General features: G+C 40.2%; 12 protein-coding genes. 9 read left to right on the forward strand and 3 right to left on the reverse strand.

The annotated features are described in order from the left end of the window. Positions 1-75 precede the first annotated feature (75 nt). Together ACM0OT_RS15950 and ACM0OT_RS15955 are read left to right on the forward strand one after the other, a co-directional pair. Positions 76-1341, forward strand: a complete 1266-nt coding sequence (locus ACM0OT_RS15950; protein WP_414565347.1) for a FecR domain-containing protein — start codon at positions 76-78, stop codon at positions 1339-1341. 42 nt (positions 1342-1383) lie between these two features. Then, positions 1384-3039: an iron uptake porin gene (locus ACM0OT_RS15955; RefSeq protein ID WP_414565348.1), complete on the forward strand. Its 1656-nt coding sequence runs from the start codon at positions 1384-1386 to the stop codon at positions 3037-3039. Positions 3040-3258: 219 nt separating this feature from the next. On the opposite strand, the gene ACM0OT_RS15960 is transcribed toward ACM0OT_RS15955, so the two are convergent. Further along, complete coding sequence (locus ACM0OT_RS15960; RefSeq protein ID WP_414565349.1) at positions 3259-8361, reverse strand: eIF2A-related protein; 5103 nt, start codon at positions 8359-8361, stop codon at positions 3259-3261. Positions 8362-8640: 279 nt separating this feature from the next. Here ACM0OT_RS15960 and ACM0OT_RS15965 point away from each other — a divergent pair, with 279 nt between their 5' ends. Together ACM0OT_RS15965 and ACM0OT_RS15970 are read left to right on the forward strand one after the other, a co-directional pair. Next, positions 8641-9834: a glycosyltransferase family 4 protein gene (locus ACM0OT_RS15965; protein WP_414565350.1), complete on the forward strand. Its 1194-nt coding sequence runs from the start codon at positions 8641-8643 to the stop codon at positions 9832-9834. Between the two features lie 162 nt (positions 9835-9996). Continuing rightward, entirely contained in the window at positions 9997-11028 is a 1032-nt protein-coding gene (locus tag ACM0OT_RS15970; RefSeq protein ID WP_414565351.1) for a cyanophycinase, read from the forward strand. Between the two features lie 45 nt (positions 11029-11073). Here ACM0OT_RS15970 and ACM0OT_RS15975 read toward each other — a convergent pair whose 3' ends face one another. Beyond that, entirely contained in the window at positions 11074-12240 is a 1167-nt protein-coding gene (locus ACM0OT_RS15975; protein WP_414565353.1) for a cysteine desulfurase family protein, read from the reverse strand. 240 nt (positions 12241-12480) lie between these two features. On the opposite strand from ACM0OT_RS15975, the gene pabB reads away from it, so the two are divergent. Then, on the forward strand, positions 12481-14637 hold the full coding sequence (gene pabB, locus ACM0OT_RS15980) for an aminodeoxychorismate synthase component I (RefSeq protein WP_414565518.1): 2157 nt from the start codon (positions 12481-12483) through the stop codon (positions 14635-14637). On the opposite strand, the gene bcp is transcribed toward pabB, so the two are convergent. Next, positions 14577-15074, reverse strand: coding sequence for a thioredoxin-dependent thiol peroxidase (gene bcp / locus ACM0OT_RS15985; RefSeq protein WP_414565354.1), 498 nt, complete (start codon positions 15072-15074; stop codon positions 14577-14579). The two genes, pabB and bcp, sit on opposite strands and share 61 nt — an antisense overlap. A 437-nt stretch (positions 15075-15511) precedes the next feature. Here bcp and ACM0OT_RS15990 point away from each other — a divergent pair, with 437 nt between their 5' ends. The 4 genes from ACM0OT_RS15990 to ACM0OT_RS16005 all read left to right on the forward strand — a co-directional run bounded on the left by ACM0OT_RS15990 (position 15512) and on the right by ACM0OT_RS16005 (position 19248). Then, positions 15512-15790 (forward strand): hypothetical protein, encoded by a 279-nt coding sequence (locus tag ACM0OT_RS15990; protein ID WP_414565355.1) that lies wholly within the window; start codon positions 15512-15514, stop codon positions 15788-15790. A 396-nt stretch (positions 15791-16186) separates the two neighbouring features. Next, entirely contained in the window at positions 16187-16414 is a 228-nt protein-coding gene (locus ACM0OT_RS15995; RefSeq protein WP_414565356.1) for a hypothetical protein, read from the forward strand. Then, the gene (locus ACM0OT_RS16000) at positions 16404-16820 is read left to right on the forward strand and encodes a putative toxin-antitoxin system toxin component, PIN family (protein ID WP_414565357.1); all 417 of its coding nucleotides are present in this window, start codon (positions 16404-16406) and stop codon (positions 16818-16820) included. The genes ACM0OT_RS15995 and ACM0OT_RS16000 overlap by 11 nt, the downstream gene beginning before the upstream one ends. Positions 16821-16995: 175 nt before the next feature. Next, a complete protein-coding gene (locus tag ACM0OT_RS16005; protein ID WP_414565358.1) occupies positions 16996-19248 on the forward strand; it encodes a CHASE2 domain-containing protein in 2253 nt (750 codons plus the stop codon). Positions 19249-19296: the final 48 nt, after the last annotated feature.

A 19296-nucleotide genomic window follows, 5' to 3' on the forward strand; every position in this document is an offset into this window, starting at 1 on the left:
GCGCTATTAGTATAAGTAGTATAAAATTAACAAACTTTTAAGCGCACTCAACATTATTACTCAAGGTAGTCTGTGATGAAGTGGCTAATTCGGTCATTAAATCAGAAGCTAATTATTAGCACTCTGTTAACTTTATCTTGGATGACTCCAGTACTGGCAGAGTCAGACCAGTTATTAACCCGTGCTGAAGTCTATAAGCTGATTAAGATTGTAGAACTGCTACTGCATAACCAAACTGCACGCCCAGCCCAACCACAAGATGTGATAGTACCGCGAGATGCAGTCAGAACAGGTGAAAATTCGGAAGCGCAATTATTTTTCAACGATAAGTCTTTAATTCGGGTGGATCAAAGTAGTACTTTTCGCTTTGAACCAGGGTTACGTCGCTTTAAATTGCGGAATCTCCTGGCTTTGAATGAAATGATCTTTAAGCTGGAAAATGGTACAGCTTTGGTTTTAAGTCCGCCAGGTAGTGTAGGTACAGAAGTAGAAACCCCAGAAAGTCAAATTCAAATATTGGCAGTCCGTCCCACAACTGCACAGAAAAATAATACATTCATTGCTGCCAACAAAAACAATAAAATCAGCCAAAATAATCTATTTCTCCCTGCACAAAAGGCTAGTGCTGTCATGGTGATGCATGACCAGACACGCAACGCCACACAGGTATTTGCTTTAACTGATGGAGATATTAAAATATCCGACCAACAAGGTAAAAAAACTGTAGCTTTACAAGGTGGTCAGACGGTAGCCGTGAGAAATGGTGTGGTGGGTAACGTCCAGGAATTTGACTTGCAAGGTTTTTATCGCAGTATTTCTTTAACTACAGGTTTGGGGCCAGGACAAGAAAATGTTGTGGCGCAAGAATCAGTTCCAGTCCAGGAGACACTCAAAGCAGTACGAATTGAAACATTAGCTGCTTTAAGAAATCAAGCCCAAAGATTCCGGGGTTTTACTAGAACATTCCTAGCGGATGCACTGAATGGTTCAGAAGGCGATTTAAATCCGCGTCCACCAGTTTCTGTGAGAATTACTAACCCTCAAGTAACTAATGGGACTTTTGTGAGAAATCAAGATAATACTGTAAATTTTACCCCAGATGGTAGTTCTGTTACCCAAACTAATATCTCAGTTGATTTTGACGAGAACACAGTCACCATTGATGGAAATACAGGTATTAGTAATAACGCGGGATTAAGTGGCAATAATGCCAGTGGTTCAGTGATTAATGCTAACGGTCAAATCACCCAAATAGAAGTGTTTGGAGTCAATGGAGAAGCCCCAGGAGTGGGTATTCCTTATCGTGGTAGTTTAACTACTGGGATTGCACGCGATCGCTAATTTTTAAATATCCTTTTTTTATATCAGGTGTGGGTGAGATTTATGAATAAAAAAGCTTTATTGCTTCTATCGGGAGCAGCAGTATTTTGCTTGACTGAAACTGCATATGCAGAAAATTATCATCCTCTGACAATTGCCTCAGATGTATCTTTTTTTGAAAGTGACCAGGGCAATTTTTTTTCTGTGGATAATGTAAATTTTGTAGTTACAGATGTAGATAATTCGGTAATAGCTCAATCACCCGATAGTAGCTTAGAGCAAGTGACATCAGTATCACAATTATCGGATGTCCAACCGAGTGACTGGGCTTTTCTCGCCTTGCAATCTTTAGTAGAACGTTATGCCGTAATAGCTGGTTATCCTGACGGTACATTTAAAGGCGATCGCGCCATGACTCGTTATGAATTTGCCGCCGGATTAAATGCTGTGATGGCTGCCATTGAGACAGGGTTAGGAAGTAGTGCATTCATTAATTTAGCGAGACAAGAAGATTTAGAAATTATCAAAAAACTGCAAACAGAATTTGCCCCAGAATTAGCAGTTTTAAGAAATAGAATTGATAATTTAGAAGCGCGCACCGCCAACATAGAGGCACAGCAATTTTCTACTACAGTAATTTTAGGTGGACAAGCAATTTTTGGGTTAGCAACTGGTTCTGGTGGCGACCCTCCGGGGAGGGGTGAAGCTAACACAATTTTTACCCATCTCACCCAACTACAACTAGCTGCTTCCTTCACTGGAAAAGACCGTTTTCGCTTGGCTTTAGTATCAGGAAATTCTGCCAATGATAGCTTTGGCAATCCTAATGCGTTTAACACCAACATGGCAAGATTGTCTTGGCAAGCAGATTATGACAATGACGTGCGGTTAGATTCTCTAGAATATCGTGTTGCGGGATTAGGCGATCGCGTGGTTTTTACCTTTAAACCTGTAGGCTTTAGCTTAAGTAGTGTTCTCAGTGTCAATTCACCTTATGCGGGTGCTGGTCAAGGTGCGATTTCTTTATTTGCCGGTTCCACACCTGTATTTAAAATTGGGAGTCTGGGTGCTGGTGTAGGCTTTGACTGGTTAGCATCTGATACCATCCGTCTACAGTTTGCTTACGGAACAAGAAACAGCAACGATAGTAACGGGGGTTTATTTGGTGCAGACCATAGTGCTTTGGGAGTACAGGTACTTTACAAGCCAAATCCTTCATTAATTACAGGTTTAGCTTATGTGAATGCTTATTCTAAAACTGGTCAATTAGATACGGGTACAGGTAGCAGTAATGCAGATACATCTGGTGGGATTAATGAACCTGCTCAAATCCATGCTCTTAATGGTAGTCTGCAATGGCAGTTAACTGAGAAAGTAGTTTTTGGTGCTTGGGGTGGGTTAATGGTGACTGACTCTGTTGTATCTGATGCAGCTGTTCTCAGTAGTACCTATTTATTATCTTTGGGTTTATATGACCCCTTTGGGAGAAAGGGTGATTTGTTTGGGTTTCTGGTTGGTTTACCGCCAAAATTGAATGCAGGTTTTTTAATTCCAGCGGTTGATACAGGTAATTCTACTCATTATGAGGTGTTTTACCGTTATTTAGTGAATGATAATATTGCCATTACTCCTGGGTTTTTTATTGTGACTGACCCTGGTCATATTTCCCGCAATAATGACATCTTTGTGGGTACTATTCGGACTACTTTTAGTTTTTAGTGGGTAATAGTTTCATGCAAAGAATTATTCTGTCATGCAAGGTAACGTGATTAAACGGACTTGAAATGAGACAATTTAAGCAGTGATACCTGCAATGGGTTACGCCTACGCATATTTTTAAAAGTGCATTTTGACCCTCAGAATCAGCATCATACCTGAAAGCGGGCGGTTCAACAAATCAAGCTTTTCAGCAATTTTTGCGTACCTGAAGATGATTCATCACTTTCGACAAATCAAGCGATCGCCTGGACTAACATTGGCATTATGCTGAAGATAATTGGCAATCCGATCACATCCTTGCTGCATCAAATCATCTAAATCGAGATTCCACCGCATCACACCCGCATCATCACCACCACTCACCAATGCTTTACCATCGGGACTGAAACTCAAGCTGTTAACTTTACCCGGATGTCCCAAGAGAGTTTTTAATAAACTACCATCTTGAATACTCCATAACTTGATAGTATTATCAGCACTACCAGAAGCCAATGTTTGACCATTAAAACTCAGACTAGTTACACCATCTGTATGTCCAGTCAGGGTATGAAGTAACTCACCATCAGCTACACGCCAAAGTTTAATGGTATTATCCCAACTAGCGGTAGCCAAAAGTTTGCTATGTGGACTGAATTTTACAGAGGCGATCGCTAATGTATGGTTAGTTAAATTTTTTACTAAATTACCATTCACATCCCATAGCTTGACTGTATTATCAGCACTCCCAGAAGCCAGTAAATTACCATTAGAACTAAAACTAACACTTGTCACTTCATCAGTATGCCCAGTCAAGGTGTTTAATAATTTACCACTATTAACTTGCCATAGCTTGACTGTATTATCAGCACTCCCAGAAGCCAGCAAATTACCATCAGAACTAAAACTAATGCTAGTTACTCTATCTTCATGACTCGTGAGGATTTTGATTAACTGTTGATGATTGCTATCCCAGATTTTAATAGTTTTATCAGCACTAGCTGTAGCTAACGTTTTGCCATCTGGACTGAAAATTACTGCATCAGCAATATCATTATGTGCTGAAAAATTATTAACTATCAATGCGTCTTTTTGCCAAATTTTAATATCACCATTCCAACTTGCAGAGGCGAAAGTTTTACCATCTGGACTGAAGCTAATACTGCGAATATCGTTAACTTGTACTTGTTTATCTTGTTTTAGTTGCCAAAATTTAATAGTGTGATCAGCACCAGCAGAAGCGATAATTTGACCATCAATACTAAAGCTAATATCTCTAACTGCTTCACCATGTCCTTGAATTGTTTTTAATAAGTTACCATTTAATTGCCATATTTTAATAGTTTTGTCACCACTAGCAGAAGCTAAAATTTGATTATCTGGACTAAATTTAATACTGTTAATTTGCTCACTGTGAGCTTCTATATTTTGTAATACTTCACCTTGATTATTCCATATTTTAATAGTTTTGTCACCACTGCCAGAAGCTAAAACTTGATTATCTGGACTGAATTGCACCCTGGTAATCCGTCCTTGATGTCCTCTTAAGACTGTAATTAAATTACCATCATCTACTTGCCAAAGCTTTACTAAATTATCTTCACCACCAGAAGCAATAATTTTACCATCAGGACTAAAGCTAACTGTATTTACCCAGCCATCATGAGCTTTCCATGAATTAATTAACCTGCCGTCAGTTTGCCAGATTTTGACAGTATTATCCAGGCTTGCTGAAGCCAGTATTTTGCTATCAGCGCTGAAACTTACATCAGTAACAATATCATTGTGTCCAGTTAAAGTTTTGATTAATTGACCATGAATATCATAAATTTTAATATAATTATCAGCATCAGCAGCAGCTAATAACTTACCATCAGGACTAAATGCAATAGCTGTAACTCTGCTTTTATTCCCGGAAATAGTTGTGATTAAACTCCCATTTTGATGCCACAATTTAATAGTTTTATCATCACTTGCAGAAACTAAAATTTTACCATCAGGACTAAAAATTACGGCATTAACTTGTTGATTGTGAGCCGGAAGCCGATTAATTTCTTGAGTTTGGTAAATAGCTTGTTGAAAGGTCGCCGCTGTAGATAATTTAATTTCTGGTGATGGTAAAAAAACTTGTTTAATTTCTCGCCCTGCTTTAACACTAGCAATCACAGCTTCTAATTGTTGATGAGATAATAAAAAGGCTTGGGACGATGCATTTAAAGCTGCAATTTCTCTTAATTGAGCCGTTTGCTTTTGGAAATAAGCCAAACCGCCAAAACCACTAGCAAAAATTCCTAAAACACTGATAACTGTCACCGCTATTTGAGCTTGTCGCAGACGCTTTTTTTGTTCACGTTGTTGATGTTCTCTAGCAGCTAAACAAGCAGAGATAAAATATTGCACATCAGCAGATAATTCATCTGTATATTTGACAAAAATTTCTTCTGCTTCCGCCAAACGGTTACCTTGTAACAAAAAATCTGACTGCTGCTGATTATGTTGCCACAAAGCTGCTGATTGTTCAATTTGACGCTGCGATCGCAATCGACTACGATTTTCTTCTAACCACCAGCGTAATGTTGACCAGTGGCGGATGAGGATTTCGTGAGCAACTTCAATAGTGACCGCCCCAGATGCAGTGATAGAGTCAACTTGTTCGCCTTTGCTACCCTCAACTACAGCCTCATCTTCTAAATTCACTACAATTAATTTCGCCGCAGTTAAAGTGACAAGAGTCCTTTCTACCAAAGCCTTTGGATATTTCTGCACAACCAACTCAGATTTCAAAACTCGCCTTCTTGTGTCTTCTGTACCTTCCCCTAATTGTGTGAGTGAGAGAAAAATCCAGCGCGCGCATTCTTGGGCTGGACTATCTAAACTTTCGTAAACTTCTTGGGCTTTGCGTTCCAATGCGCCTTTAATACCACCAATTTGCTGTTTATGAGCAGCTAAAGTTAATTCACCTGCTTGACGAAACTCCCATAATTGCTCCAGTACAAATTCCAATAGTGGTAAATCACCCGCCGAGTGGTTTAACTCTTGTAAGAGAACTTCCACTAGTCCCGGTTCGACCTTTAACCCCACTTGTTCTGCTGGGTTGAGCATCACACGACGGTAGTCTTCATCACTCAACTTGGGTGGTACTAACACACTTGATTCTTGCAATAACTGAGCCAGTGCGGGTATTTCCAAACAAGCAGCGATAAAATCAGCCCGCACAGTCAACACTAATTTAAACTTATCAGCCGCATATTTGATTGCTCCCAACAACAAATCTAAAAACCGTTGTCTATCTTCACTGGGTGCAAGGGTGAATAATTCTTCAAACTGGTCTACTACCAAAACCACCATCGGCTCAGGGCGGCTACGTAGCCAGTAGACAAAGCCTTCTACTCCCTGGTAGAGCATGGCTTCCAGGATGTGGGAAGAGGAAGGGTGCAGGGGGGAAGTTTCCCAGTCCCCATCGCCCCGAGTTCCATACTCCCTACTCCCCACTCCCAATGCTTCCACAGGACTTGTACCGGGACGAATGTTGATAATTAACCAGGAATCACTACCAGGGAGTTGTTTACCCAGGCGCAACTGAGCTATTAGTCCTGCTTGGACTACAGAAGATTTACCGCTACCGGATGCGCCGACTACACCCAGGAAGGATTTATGAGCCAGTTGACTTAGTAACTGCTGAGTTAAGGATTCTCTACCGTAGAAATATTGGGCGTCGTCTTCGCTAAAGGCTTTTAATCCCCGGTAGGGGCAAATTCTTAAATCTAATGTGGTTTTTTTGTGGTTATATGAGCTACTGGGGGGGATGATTTCTATGACGCCTTGGGTACCAGATAGCCAAATATGCAGTGGTGAGGGGGTAAATTGTGTGTGTGTGGCTAAATGAATTTGCAATTGGGTAATCCAAGCTGCTACTGATAAACCATCGGGTTTCTTTGCTGCTTTTAAAGTCTCGGTGAGTGCTTGGGTAAATAGTTCTGAGTTGTTTTTGGGAAAAGTCGCAGCAATGATGCACTGTCCTTTTTCCGTATCAAGTTGCAAGTCTTCTACCCAATCTTGTAGGGACACACTGTGGGAACCCAATGGACAATCTAAAATAATGATTTGCTGGATAACTGAAGAACGCCGTAACTGCTGTCTTAACCAAGAACGACTTAACCAAATCTCATCTAACAATACTATTGCTGCTTCTCCTGATGGGGTTTCTTCGATTCGCCCACGCAGATATAACAATACTATTGCTGGTTCTGTGGTTTTCGGTTGCTGTGATTGATGGGTGGAACGCAAACAGGTTTTGATGGTTGCACAAATATCTTTAGCTGTGGTGGTTCCAGAACGGGGCAAATACTCTAACTCAAAGGCTCCAGCATCACCCAAAACTTTACTAAAATCTAATGCTGCTTGCGAGCCTCTAATGCCTTCTAATACTAATGCTATTCTCGGGGGTAAAGATTCTGCGATCGCGGGGATATTTCCTAAGATTAATTCGCCAATACCTTCAACAATGCGTTTAGGCGTTTGCAGAGGATATTCACTATAAAGTTGAGTATCTCCTTTGCCGCGTTTTTGCTGGTTGATTAATCTTAACTGTTGATTAGTTTTATCAATATATTGCAAGGTTTGGTGATACACATAGCGATAAAGTCCATCAGCCGAAATTACACCTTGAGCATCGGCAGCACCTCCATGCAAACCCCGCATTAAATAATAAGTAAATACCCCATGTCCTAGTTCGGGAAACTCCCAAGATTGCTGGTCTGTGTCGCAAGAAAGTAAAGCATAAAAACCCCTACTTTTAGCAGCGCGTTGCTGTAATACTGCCACCAGTTGCTGTGTGGGGTTTAGTCCTCGTAATGTCATGCCCCCACTATGACAAGCATCCAGCCAGATTAGCTGATTTTGGACACCACTATTAGCTAATAATTGTAATAATTCTTGAACAGCTAAACCTGTGGTTTCCAGATGATCTTTTTGTGTATCTGCTAAACAAAGAAATGCTTGCTGAGTATGGGCTTGCAGCATTCCATGTCCAGAAAAGTAAAACAGAATTGTATCCTGTGGTTGAGCTTTTGTAGTGATTTGCTGTAAGCTGGCGCGTACTGTTGCTAAAAGCGGCGGTTGCGGAGCAAAATCGTGATAAATATTAATATTTTTTTGAGCGAATTGCTCTTGAGTGGCGCTGGTTAAAGCTGCTGCTAATACTTGACAATCAACTGCTGAGTAACGGAGACATGGTAATTGCTCATCTTGATATTGATTCACTCCCACCAATAACAACCACAGTGTAGGAGTAATTTTAGGTTTAGTTTGAGTTGAACGACCGGTAGCAACACCAAGTGGGGGCATTTTGGAGATGAGGGAGGAGGGGATGAGGGGGAAAAGACCTGATTGTTTTTCCTTATATATTATTTAGGATTGATTTGTACATGATCATGCACGTGATCGCTAGCATAGTCTACTTAAAAGTAGAAGTTTTTCCTCGTCTTTCTATGGTTATGTTATTTTGATTGATTAGTTTCATCAAAAAAATGGAGTAAATATACTCATTAACATTCCTGTGTAACTTGTATTTTGAGATAAATGTAGTTTTTTTAGATATTTTTAAATTACCGGAGAGATTAATAAATGAAGATACTGGCGCTAAGTTGGGAGTTTCCACCGAGGATAGTGGGCGGAATTTCCCGCCATGTGGCAGAGTTGTACCCAGAAATAGTCAAGCGAGGGCATGAAATTCACCTGATTACCGCAGAGTTCGGTCAGGCATCAATGTATGAAATAGTCGAGGGTATACATATACATCGGGTACCTGTGGCACCTAGTAACGATTTTTTTCACTGGGTAGTCAATCTCAACCAAAGTATGGGACATCATGGTGGGAAGTTAATTTTGGAGGAAGGGCAGTTCGATGTCATTCATGCTCATGATTGGTTAGTTGGAGACGCGGCGATCGCTTTAAAGCATAATTTTAAAATTCCCCTAATTGCGACAATTCACGCCACTGAATCTGGGCGCCATAACGGTATTCACACTGACACTCAACGATATATTCATGACAAAGAAAATCTTTTGGCTTACAATGCTTGGCGGATTATTGTTTGTACCGAATATATGCGACGGGAAATCGAACGAGCGCTACAAAGTCCAGGGAACAAAATAGATGTGATTTATAACGGCATTCGTCCAGAAAAAAAACAGCACCGCCGCGAAGATTTTCATGCTCAAGATTTTCGTCGTCAATTTGCTGCCGACCATGAAAAAATTGTCTATTATGTTGGTCGCATGACATATGAAAAGGGTGTATCTGTATTACTTAATGCTGCGCCCAAGGTACTTTGGCAAATGGCGGGTAACGTTAAATTTGTGATTATCGGTGGCGGTAATACCGAACATCTCAAGCGTCAAGCCTGGGATTTGGGAATTTGGCATAAATGCTATTTTACTGGTTTTATTTCTGATTCATACTTAGACAGATTTCAAACCATTGCAGACTGTGCCGTTTTTCCTAGTCTTTATGAACCCTTTGGTATTGTGGCTTTAGAGAGCTTTGCCTCTCGCGTTCCCGTAGTGGTTTCCGATACAGGTGGATTCCCAGAAGTAGTGCAACATACCAAAACAGGCATTGTCACTGGAGTCAATAACCCTGAATCTCTAGCTTGGGGAATTTTGGAGGTTTTATATAATCCAGGTTATCGGCAATGGTTGATTGATAACGCTTACAAAGATTTAGGACAACGCTTTAGCTGGCCAAAACTAGCCAAGCAAACAGAAGCAGTATATCAGCGAGTAGTCAAAGAGCGATCGCAAACTGACTGGCTGTAAAACTTACAAGCAACGCGGAGATTTTCAGCATATAACCAAGAGAATTAAAGATTACTCATGGCTATTAAGCGTTAACAAACAGTACAACCCATGTACGCTGGAAATTCTCCCCTTTCTGGTGCGAAAGTGAGCAATAATTGTGGTTTGCACCAGCAGATTTTTATGACAAAGGTATTCCCAAACATAGCAAAGTGGTTAAGGAATCTCGGAACCAAGTTGATGCAGATGGGAACCTCAATCATTGCCCGTCTTCGAGCATACCTGATACCCGACGTTCCCAACAAAACTTTCGATCTTCGTTTTCCCTCATCCAGTCCTTTAGCCGGCCCCGTGCATATTTTAGGTGGGGGTGGCCCCGATGTGGAAGAAGCAATCCAGTGGATGATTCATCAAGTTAGGGGATCTACTAGCTACTCCACCAAAATAAATGTTGTGGTACTTCGCACTTATGGTAGCGATGATTACAATCGGCTAATTTACAATATGCAGGGTGTGAATCTTGTTGAGACACTGGTTATTAGTAATCGCCGAGATGCCAACAGACCTGACATTCTTGAGAAAGTGAGAAATGCCGGCGTAATTTTCTTTGCTGGTGGCGACCAATGTGAATACATCCGCAGTTGGAAAAACACCAAATTAGAAACCGCCATCGAATCAGTTTATGCCAGAGGCGGTGGCATTGGTGGCACTAGCGCGGGTGCGATGATTCAAAGCGATTTCGTTTATGATGCTTGTGCTTCCTCCGAAGAAGGCATTGAAACCAGAGACGCCCTCGAAGACCCTTACCGAGATATTACTTTTACTTACGACTTTTTCCCCTGGAGTCATTTGCGGGGAACCATTATCGATACCCACTTCGACAGGCGCAAAAGAATGGGGCGAATTATGGCTTTCATCGCCCGTCAAATCCAGGATGGCATATCCAAAAGCGCCTTAGGCGTAGCCATTAGCGAAGAGACATCAGTTGTAGTCGATAAATACGGTCAGGCAAAAGTCATGGGCCGGGGTGCAGCTTATTTTGTCTTAGGAGATCATCCACCCGAAGAATGCAAACCTCGAACACCGCTGACATTTACCGACTACAAAATTTGGCGCGTTCCCCGTGGAGACACCTTTAACCTGAGGAACCTACCCACAAGAGGTTATTACCTTAGAAGCGTGAAACGGGGGCGGTTTGATTCAGATCCTTATTAGGGGAATGGGGACTGGGGACAATAACGAAAATAGTTCCCATTTCCCCTATACCAAAATTGCCTGTTTGCGTAAACTTTCAATGGTAGCGATCGCATGTTTGGCGACAGTATCAATCTCTGCTTGGGTGGTAAATCGTCCAATGCCAAACCGCACTGAAGCATAGGCGAGTTTTTCTGAGTGTCCCAAGGCTGTGAGAACGTGGGAGGGGGCTGTGGTGGCTGAGGAACAAGCCGAACCAGAAGATACAGCCATCACTGGTTGTAAGCCTAGCAGTAGCGCCGCCCCATCTACCCCCTCAACACTAATATTCAAATTTCCCGCTAATCTTTGAGTAGGATTTCCATTGAGATGAACACCTTCTAATTGCGAAAGCCCTTGCCATAATCTTTGCCTCAGTTCAGTCAAACGTTGGTTTTCCGTGACTTGTTCTGCTAAAGCAATTTCCACAGCCTTACCAAAACCCACAATTTGCGGTGGATACAAAGTCCCAGAACGCATTCCCCGTTCATGTCCACCGCCATGCTGCTGGGCGGCGAGTTTCACTCTGGGGTTACGTCTTTGCACATACAACGCCCCAATTCCCTTAGGCCCATACACCTTATGTGCTGTCAACGACATTAAATTAACATTCATCGCCCGCACATCCAAAGGAACCTTACCAATAGCTTGGGCGGCATCCGAGTGAAAAATAATATCACGATGACGGCACATTTCTCCAATTTCTGCCAACGGCTGCAATACACCAATTTCATTATTAGCAGCCATCACCGACACCAAAATAGTATCAGGACGTAAAGCCTTTTCTAACTCAATTAAATCAATTAATCCATCTTTTTGCACAGGCAGAACAGTAATATCAAAACCCAGAGTTTTTAAATAATTACAAGGGTCAAGAACCGCACTATGTTCAGTAGCCACAGTAATAATATGCTGTCCTTGAGAACAATATGCTTCAGCCACACCTTTAATCGCCAAATTATTAGCTTCTGTTGCGCCACTAGTAAACACAATTTCTTCCGGCGTAGCATTAATCGCTGCTGCTACAACTTCCCTAGTTTGTTTCACCGCCGCTTCCGCTTCCCAACCGTAAACATGACCAATACTAGATGGATTACCAAAATGCTCTGTAAAGTAAGGAAGCATTGCTGCCAACACACGCTCATCCACAGGTGTAGTAGCGTGACAATCAAGATATATAGGACGAATAGACATAATTTAAATTAATTCGAGTTAAGTTTTGTAAAATAAAATCATATAGACTTATTTATAGCAGATTCAACAACAAGCATCTCCAATTTACCAAAACATATAAGACTCATGCAAAAATCCTGTTAAAAACTCTTACCTCTGCGTCCTTTGCGTCTTGGCGGTTGGTTTTTCAATTCTTCGGGATACTAGCGAATAATCCCCATCACATACTCACATTAAACTAATTTCTTAAATCCAAGAATGATCCAAACACTAATTATCGATAACTACGATTCTTACACATTTAACCTTTATCAAATGTTAGCAAAAGTCAATGGCAAAAAACCCCATGTAATTCGCAATAATCAAATCAACTGGCATCAACTACAAGAACTCAAATTTGATAACATAGTCATTTCTCCCGGCCCCGGTCGCCCAGAAAAAACCAAAGACTTTGGCATTTGCCAACAAATACTACAAAATCATCTTAATATACCATTATTAGGTGTTTGCCTTGGTCATCAAGGAATCGCTCACTATTACGGTGGCAAAGTCATTCATGCACCAGAAGTCAGACACGGAAGATTAAGTGATGTCTACCACAATAACAACAGTTTATTTAAAGAAATACCTACACCTTTTCGTGTAGTCCGCTATCATTCATTACTAGTCGCAGACGAATTACCCAACTGTTTAGAAAAACTAGCTTGGACAGAGGAAGGACTCATCATGGCATTACGCCATAAACATCTACCATTATGGGGAGTGCAATTTCACCCAGAGTCTATCTGCACAGAATATGGATATAAACTCTTACAAAACTACCAAGAAATTACTCAGCAATTTATCTCAAATAATCAAGCAGAAACAACAACAAATAAAAAAATAATTCCACCTATAACTACTAAAAATTTACCTGCCCAACCAAATCAAGACTTGATAGTTTATAATCAGAAACTTAATTATTATCCTGATGCAGAACAGACATTTGTACATCTTTTTAGTCAAGAAATTAACGCATTTTGGCTAGATAGTAGCCGAGTAGAAGCAGGCTTATCACGTTTTTCATTCATGGGAGGAAATGGTGGAAAACACAGTTTACTTGTTCGTTATTCCATCCAAAACCAGGAACTAATTATTAATCAATCTGGTAAAATAACCAATATTAAAAAAAGTATTTTTGCCTATCTCAAACAGCAAATTAATTGCCGAAACTTCCAGTCCGATGATTTACCTTTTGATTTTAATTGTGGATTTGTAGGCTACTTAGGTTACGAACTTAAAGCTGAATGTGGATCTAATTTAGTACATCCATCATCTCTACCTGATGCCATTTTTCTCTTAACTGACCAAATGATAGTTTTTGACCATCAAGAAAAAACTACTTATTTAGTTTATCTTACTACCAAAGACGCGAAAGCCGAAGCAGAATCTTGGTTTAAATTAATTACACAAAAACTCTATACACTGCCTCCCCTCACCCCACTAGTAGCCGATATCAACTCCCATCCTGTGACTTTTCACTTAAGTCGGTCTTACCAAACATACAAAGATGATATTTATAAGTGTCTCCAAGAAATTCATGAAGGAGAAACATATCAAGTCTGTCTAACTAATCAACTATACACAGATACAACGCCTGATCCTCTGACCTTTTATCGCAGGTTACGCCAGGTTAATCCAGCACCTTATTCTGTCTTTTTGCGCTTTGGTGACATTAGCATTGCTTGTTCTTCACCAGAAAGATTTTTGCGAATTGATTCATCAGGATGGGTAGAAACTAAGCCCATTAAGGGAACAGTGAAGCGGGGACATACTCCCGAAGAAGATTTCTTGTTACGGGAACGTTTACGTAATAGTGAAAAAGACCAAGCAGAAAATCTCATGATTGTGGATTTATTACGCAATGACTTAGGCCGCGTATGTGAAATAGGCAGTGTTCATGTACCAAAATTAATGGATATAGAAACTTATGCCACAGTACATCAAATGGTGACGACTATTCGGGGTCATTTATCTCCAGAGATGGCGGCTACAGACTGTATTCAAATGGCATTTCCTGGTGGTTCAATGACAGGCGCACCCAAACTGAGAACAATGGAAATTATTGATAAACTCGAACAAGAACCACGGGGAGTTTATTCAGGTGCTATCGGCTTTTTGAGTTTGAATGGCGCAGCAGATTTAAATATAGTTATTCGTACCGCAGTCTTTACCCCCGATAAAACAGCTATCGGCATGGGGGGTGGTATTGTGGCTTTATCTGATGCCGAAATGGAATTTCAAGAAACTCTCCTCAAAGCTAATGCTTTAATTGAGGCGATGCTGTTGACGGTTCATGGAGAGTTTCATCCTAGTTTTTATGAGATTGTGGGATTGGAGACAGCTGATAATTCTTGTAATTTAGTTAAGACTGCTTGAGCATGACCTTTAGTTTTCACATTAGGCCAAGCATAGGCAATGATTTTATCAGGTGAAATCAAAAAAGTTGACCGGGCAACACCCATATATTCTTTACCCATAAATTTTTTCAAGCGCCAAGCACCATAAGCTTCAATGAGATGATGTTCGGGGTCACTTAACAGGGTAATTGATAAATTATGTTTGTCAATAAATTTACAATGCGCTCTACCAGAATCTGGACTGACACCTAGGATTTTTGCTCCCAAGACGTTAAATTCTGCCTGCAACTCGGTAAAATCTTGAGCTTCGGTAGTACAACCGGGTGTGTCATCTTTCGGGTAGAAATAGATAACCAGCCACTCACCACTGAAATGATCTAGGCTGACAAGATGATCATTTTGGTCAGGAGTAGAGAAATTAGGCGCGGGTTGTCCAGTTTGGGGAATGTTGCTCATGATAGTTTGGAAAAGGCGATCGCCTTTTTATCTAAGTGTAAGAAATATTGTCCGGGAGTGAATTTATTTTACACAGCTACTTAACTGGTGGTGGACTGTCTCAGCTAAAATGTTGCATTAAATTTATCTTCTAGGATGGGCGTCCGGTGCAGGCAAGATGCCCGCACTACAAGAGTTATATCTATCACACCATCATTCCACTACTTGTGATTAGATCATTTATGTGTACACCGTAGTGGGGAGGGAAACCGAAGTATCAGGATGAGGACATAGTGTTTTTGGTAGAATGCCCCAAAAGAGAACCAAGGACACAGAGCAGTCATCGGTTCAGGTAAGATGTTAGCTTTACCTTAATAATTGTGGTTAAGTTGAACATCAAGTATCATGCAAGCTGGTTACCCTATTGGTAGGGTAGTTTACACGCGGAGGATGGAAGAATGAGGGTTTGGCTGGCCTGTTTTTTAGTATTGTTTGCATTGGCAGAACTGTTTGACTGGTTAAAAGCCTTTAATCTGCCGTTGCCTATTTACATTTTGGGTGGAGCATTTTTAGCTGTTGCTTCTAACTATGACAAAATCATTGGCTCTTACTTTAGTGATACAAGAATCAACGCATCGCCTGAACAACCACAGTTAAATGCACCGAATCAATCCCTAGACGCGATTTCTTTTGCTAATTCTGTAAAACAAGTGCAACAATCGGAAACACAACTTTAGATATTGCTGTGTATTTAGACTTTAATGCCATCACTTACTTTACCCGTTGCTTTTTCATAACATATATAAAGCTCAAGGATAATTGAACCAGCAGATGAGGATATTACCCTAACTTGGGGCTAGGTTGAATGCATAATTCATACAGCACATTTGGTGTCGACGAGGTACATAATGGCAGGCAAGATGCCTACCCTACAAGATTTACAATATGTAAGTTTGTACTTCATTTATTTGCAAAAAGCTGTAATTAAGGAAGTTTCAAAGCTTTGAAACTGACGTAAGCAATATTGTTAACTCATAACTCCTATAGTTTGCCAGATTTATTGCTATCCCGTAGTCAAAAGTATTACAACTCAACCTGAATATAAAACCCATCCTCTAACTCCAGAAAACACCATGAATCAAAAGACCTATCAACTACCTCTGACTTTTGAGCAAATCCTGAATCTGGTCTTACAACTTCCAGTACAAGAACAAGAACAACTCATTCAAGAAATAAAGAAAAAATCTCCAAAAAATAAAGATGAAGATTTCCTGCGTGTTTTTGACAGCATCGGCAGAAATGCTCAAGCCAAAGGACTAACCGAAGAAGTTCTAGAAGAATTACTCGCCGATGAATCATAAACTAATTGTTATTGACACAAATGTTTTAATTAGTGCTGTCCTGAGTCCAGAAGGAACAGCCCGTAAAGCCCTAAATAAAGCCTACGAAAAATTTAAAATTGCTCAAAGTGATGAAACTTATCAAGAATTAAAGACACGAATTTACAAAGATAAGTTCGATAAATATATCTCAAGTGAAGACAGACAATATTTTTTGGACATAGTAAAAAAATACAGTCAATTTATAGAAGTCAAATCTCAAATAAATACTTGTAGAGATCCAGACGACAACAAATTTTTAGAACTCGCTAAAGATGCCAATGCAGAGTTTCTAATTACAGGAGATCAAGACTTGTTATCACTCAGAACCATAGCTGAATATCAAAACCAGATTATTACTCCCAAAGACTTTCTAGCCATTGATTAATTCACATTGCTTTTAAGCTCGTTTTGACAATCAAATCACAGCGATCGCCTAGAATCATCTGGGAATTGCTAAATTAGATCAAGTTTGATTGAGTTAATTAGCTTTTAACCCTGATTCCGGTACTTTCGTTCCGGGTGGGCAACATCTACTAAATTTAGGCTTTTGCCGCAACACCGTGATTAATGGAATATTAGAACGACTCCAAACCGCGTTTGCCAAAGATAAGATTTACCGTGATCCTGCTCCCCATAAGAACTGGTTACAAGTGATTTTAATCACCAGCCTGGGAGTTACAGCCTTGGTATGGGGCGTTAGAGAACTCAAGTGGTTACAGTCTGGGGAATTAAAAGCTTATGATACAATGCTGCGATCGCGTCCGGTGGAACCACTCGATTCTCGCATCTTATTAGTGACAATTACTGAAGAAGATCTAGTAAAACAAAAATGGCCCTTGTCGGATGCCACAATCAATCAACTATTAGTCAAACTAGAATCTTATCAACCTCGTGTCATTGGTTTAAATTTTTATTTACCAGAGCCAGAAAATTTAGCGGAGAACTTGCAAAGTCAAGATAATATCATTGGTACATGCTTATTCAGCAGTATAGACAGAGAAGAAATTCCCCCGCCAGCCAATTTACCAATCGAAAATATTGGTTTCAATGATTTAATTCCTGATCATGAAGCAGAGCAAATTATTCGCCGCAGTTTATTATTTGCCACTTCCCAAGACAGTCAATGTAAAACTTCTTTTTCATTTGCGGCCTTATTAGCCATTAATTATTTAGAAAAAGCGGGTTTTAAATTAGATTTTACTGATGAATATAATTTCGCAATAGGTAACACTCACTTTCCCACACTGAAAGCTAATTCTGGTAGCTATAAAAGATTGGATGCCGCAGGGTACCAATTATTATTGAATTACCGCCATCCTGATAATTTGGCACAACAAATAACTCTGACACAAGTTCTCAATGGTCAAATTCAGCCTGATTTGGTAAAAGATAAACTAGTAATTATTGGCACAACTGCTGCCAGTCTTCATACGGGATTATATACACCTTATAGCGCTGCAAATGACCAACCAAGCAGAACACAATCTGTATTAATTCATGCACAAATAGCCAGTCAGATTATCAGTAAAGTTCTAGATGGTAGACCTTTAATTTGGTACTGGACTGAGTGGGCGGAAATTTTATGGTTATTTAGTTGGTCAATTATTGGTAGTTGTTTAGGCTGGCGATGGCGACATCCTTTATTATTGCTAGTAGTGGGAGGTACAACCTTAGGCGGCTTGGTGGCCATCTGCACTGGTGTATTATTTCTCCAAGCTGGTTGGATACCCCTAATTCCCCCGGCGATCGCTTTAGTAATGAGTGGTTTGGGTACGATAATTTACACTACCTACCAAACTCAGCAGCAAACGCGGGTAATTCTGTTACAAGTTGAACAACAACAAGAAGCAATTGAACAGTTAAATATTTTATTAAAAGATACTATAACTACAGCAATTCATGACGTACATTTTCATACTGCATCTACAACTACAACCCCAGGAAAAATAACTGGGGATTTGCTATTGGGTGGACGTTACCAAATATCTAAAGTGCTGGGAGCGGGCGGATTTGGTCGGACTTATTTAGCAAAAGATACTCAGCGTCCGGGGTATCCAATTTGTGTAGTTAAACAGTTAATGCCAGCACGTCGGGATACAAGATTTTTGTCAGTTGCTCGCAGGTTATTTAAAACTGAAGCAGAAATTTTAGAAGTGTTAGGAAAACATCAGCAAATTCCCGAATTGCTAGCTTATTTTGAAGTTAATGAAGAATTTTATTTAGTCCAAGAATACATTTCTGGACATACTCTGAATGAAGAATTGCCTCCTGCGGAGATTGTCAAGAATGAATCTGGTGTCATAGATATGCTCAAAGGAATTTTAGAAGTTCTGGTATTTGTGCATGAACATCGGGTCATTCATCGTGATCTGAAACCAACTAATATTATTAGATGTGCTGAAGATAATCGACTAGTATTAATTGATTTTGGTGCAGTTAAATTAATCCAACCGCCGACTAGCGAAGAAACAGAATTGGCAACAGTCGCTATTGGTACAAGGGGTTATGCACCACCAGAGCAATTTGCTGGTCATCCCCGCTTGTCTAGTGATATTTATGCTTTGGGAATGATAGGCATCCAAGCTATTACGGGAATACCACCTCAAGAGCTTCAATTAAATTCAGAAACAGGCAATGTTATGTGGCGACAAACAGCACAAGTTAGTGATGAATTAGCTGAAATATTAGACAAAATGGTACGTTATAATTTTAGCGATCGCTATCAATCAGCCGCAGCAGTTATTCAAGATTTAAATCAAGTTGCCGGGAAAATATCTAAATCTTCTGGCGGTATTTCATCAAGGGAAATGTAAAATATCTCTGCAAATTTAAATTTTCTCAACAAATAAGAGTTTACATTA

Source organism: Anabaena sp. CCY 9613, from assembly GCF_963920895.1.
GTDB lineage: Bacteria > Cyanobacteriota > Cyanobacteriia > Cyanobacteriales > Nostocaceae > Cyanocohniella.